Origin of the sequence: Streptomyces sp. KR55 (assembly GCF_052245645.1) — a bacterium.
In the GTDB taxonomy this organism is placed as follows: domain Bacteria; phylum Actinomycetota; class Actinomycetes; order Streptomycetales; family Streptomycetaceae; genus Streptomyces; species Streptomyces flavusporus.
This window is the reverse complement of record NZ_JBQQCE010000732.1, coordinates 1-3,209: the sequence shown is the minus strand read 5'-3', so window position 1 is coordinate 3,209 and position 3,209 is coordinate 1. Positions and strand designations below refer to the sequence as shown.

The 3,209-nt window shown below is 65.0% G+C and carries 1 protein-coding gene and 2 pseudogenes; 1 reads left to right on the top strand and 2 read right to left on the bottom strand.

What is annotated here, in order from left to right; genetic code table 11:
- Positions 1 to 216 precede the first annotated feature (216 nt).
- Positions 217 to 1,482, bottom strand: coding sequence for a group II intron reverse transcriptase/maturase (ltrA, locus tag ACTWQJ_RS49145; protein ID WP_443312850.1), 1,266 nt, complete (start codon positions 1,480 to 1,482; stop codon positions 217 to 219).
- A gap of 585 nt (positions 1,483 to 2,067) precedes the next feature.
- Positions 2,068 to 2,372 (bottom strand): annotated as a pseudogene (locus ACTWQJ_RS49140) (transposase); the annotation flags it as partial.
- Between the two features lie 63 nt (positions 2,373 to 2,435).
- Here ACTWQJ_RS49140 and ACTWQJ_RS49135 point away from each other — a divergent pair.
- Positions 2,436 to 3,035, top strand: a pseudogene (locus ACTWQJ_RS49135) (transposase); the annotation flags it as partial.
- Between the last annotated feature and the right edge of the window lie 174 nt (positions 3,036 to 3,209).

Below are 3,209 nucleotides of genomic sequence, written 5' to 3'. Positions count from 1 at the left end.
CCTGAGCGTTGGCCAGGTGCCGGTAGTGGCCGGAGCGGGAGACGCCCAGGACCCGGCAGATCCGCTTGACGCCGAAGTCGGCACGGTTGTTGGAGATGAAGTCCCAGCGGCGGGGGCTCACTTCACCGCCGAGTAGCCGGAGGGGATTTCACCCTCCGGCCCTCACAGAACGGAGCGTGACGATCTCTCGTCACTCCGCTCTTGTCGTCCTGATCGTCAGACCAGTACGGCGCTCACGGTCGCAGTGATGCGCCAGTGCGCGAACATGCGAGGGTATCGCCGGGCGATCTCCTGCATTTTCGCCGGCGCCTTCCGCTTGGCCGCGAGCCGTTTGTACTTCTTGCGGACCCAACGCACCAGGTAGGAGTTGATGCGTGTCACGAAAGAGGTCAACTCCCAGGGCCTGAAACGGCCGTAGTAGTTGATCCAGCCCGCCACGACAGGGTTGATCCTTCGGGCGAGCTCTTGGAAGGTCAGATCGGTGCGGGTGTGCAGATGCCAGCTCCGCACTTCCCGGCCCATCTTCTTGAGAGCGTCCTTGCTGACCGCCGGGTCAAACGCCAGGAACTGGTTCCCGTGCCGACTCCGGTTCCTTCTGGCGCGGAAGGTGTATCCCAGGAACGTGAACGCCGTGTGCTCGTAGGAGCCTTGGCGATTCCCGTCCCGGCAGTACACGATCCGGGTCTTGACCGGATGCAGATGCAGCCCGACCTCGGCCATCCTGTCCGTGAGCGCGGCCAGCACCTGGCGAGCCTGACGCTCGGTGACGCAGTGCAGCACCGCATCGTCCGCATAACGTTCGAACCAGACGGACGGGAACTCCCGGGCCATCCAGGTGTCGAACGCGTAGTGCAGGAACAGGTTTGCCATGACGGGAGACACGGGAGCCCCTTGCGGGGTTCCGCGCTCCCGTTCCAGCAGAGAGCCGTCGGGCATCTGGAGCGGGGCAGCGAGCCACCTCCGCACATACAAGTTCACCCAAACGGCGTCGGTATGCGCTTCCACTGCCTTGACCAGCAGGTCCCAGGGCACGCTGTCGAAGAACTTGGCGATGTCGAGCTCGACCACCCAGTCCCGTTTCCAACTGCGTTCCCGGCATTTCTCCACCGCATCCAAGGCAGACCGTCCGGGCCGGTATCCGAAGCTATCGGGATGGAAAACTGGCTCCACCCTCCGCATAAGATGCCGGGCCACGACGGTCTGAGCCACGCGATCGGCGACGGCGGGAATGCCGAGCATTCTTGCGCCGCCTCCCTGTGACTTGGGAATTGCCACCGCGCGCACCGGAGGCGGGAAGTATGAGCCTGACGACATTCTGTTCCAGACCTTGTAGAGGTTGTTCCTAAGGTCCTTCTCGAAGTCATCGATGCTCTGCCCGTCCACTCCCGGTGCTCCGTTATTCGCTCTGACTTCCTCCCATGCCTCCTTGACTTCCCACTTTGAGATCTCAAACGGCTTGGTCTGCGACTTCAACTGGTCCATCGAACTCCTCCCAGACACCGTCCGGTTGATGCGATCAACACAGTCACGAACGACCCGGCCCCTTCGCTCCACCCTCATTACAGGGGCTTCACCGCTACTACGAGCCGGTCCGCCAGCACGCCCCGCATCGGTACTCAACCCCTCGCAGTGTCCGCTGCTTGGGACGCTCCCTCTCGCCGCCGCTGCACGGCGGGCAGTATCGGGGCCTGCCTTCTCCTGTTCCATGCGGAAGCCGCAGACCGGGCTCACGTCGCCTGCATGCCGGACACCACCTGGCCAATAGACGGGCTCCCGCCAGGCTCATCCCGGAGTTCCGGGAACACCCCGGTTTTGATGTCGTCTGTTTTCGTTTCGACACGTCAGCAGCGATTCACTTGCGTTCGTCTTCCCGGCCCCCACCTGACGCCTCTTACGACGCCTTTTCCTCATCGCTCACCACGACAGTCTTCAGCTAACGCGGCATGAGGCGGTTTGAAGCCTCCCCCCGCAGGGCGGCTCCGAAGGGCCACAAAACCTTCATCTTCCGCACAGCACCACTCTTGAAAGCTGTCCTACAACCAACTCTCTTGCGTGTTCAGGACACAATCCCGGGCGAAATAGGCGGCTGCCCGGCGCAGGATCTCGCGTTCCAGCTGCCACTCCTTCTCCGCCTTCAGCAGCCGGGCGTTCTCGGCCCGCAGCCGGACCAGTTCCTCGACCGCGCTCCCGTCGGTGTCGCTGTGCTCGGGCGCGGCCTGGGCCTCGTCCTTGCGGACCCACGTCCGCAGCGACTCGGCAGTGATACCGAGATCAGCAGCCACCGCCGCATACGTGCGCCTGCCCGCCGCGGCGCGATAGAGCGCGACAGCGTCCTTCCTGAACTCCTCCGGATACGGAGACTTGCGCCCCACCTGGACATCCCTCCCTGGACCATCAAGATCCATTGTCAGGGTGTCCACTCCAAAGGATCAGCCTCAAACTTCACCGACCCCGACTCGCGGATCATGAAGAACAGCGACGGCGCCTACATCCAGGCATACAACGCCCAGGCCGTCGTGGACGAGAAGCACCAGGTCATCACCGCCGCCGACGTGACGACCAACCCCTCGGACGCGCTGAACTACACCACCATGCTCGACCAGTCGGCCCGGAACACCGGCCGCCACCCCAAGCAGGCGCTGGTCGACGCCGGCTACTGCTCCGAGGCCAATCTCAACGCCGCGAGGGACCGTCAACTGGTCTGCGGCACCGACACGTTCATGGCCACCGGACGCCTGGCACACGACGAGCAGGTCCCGCCCGCGCCGCGCGGACGGATACCAGCGAACGCCACGCTGAAGGAGCGGATGACCCGCAAGCTGCGGACCAAGCCCGGCAAGGCCGCCTACAGTCGCCGCAAGGCCATCGTCGAACCCGTCTTCGGCCAGATCATGACCTGCCAGAACGGCCGCCAGCTCCTCCTGCGCGGCGAAGACGGCGCCCGCGGCGAGTGGCGCCTGCTGGCCGCCTGCCACAACCTCCGCAAGATCTTCCGACACGCCGGAACCGCCGGACTCGCCACGGTGGCCGGCTGATCAGCCGGGCCCCGGCCCCCTCACGGCCCTACCAGGCCGCACACCCGACGGCAGAACCTCATCCCGTGTCGACGACCGTGTAATTCCCCAGCTGCGGCGCCACTTTCCCCAGGCAAGCGTTCGAACGCGCGGTGGGTCTGAGGGCGGCCCGCCCGCCTGGGGAGTGTGGAGGGG

Excerpts from the sequence above, each read along its gene's own strand:
- ltrA (WP_443312850.1), bottom strand. The coding sequence starts at position 1,482 with ATGGACCAGTTGAAGTCGCAGACCAAGCCGTTTGAGATCTCAAAGTGG.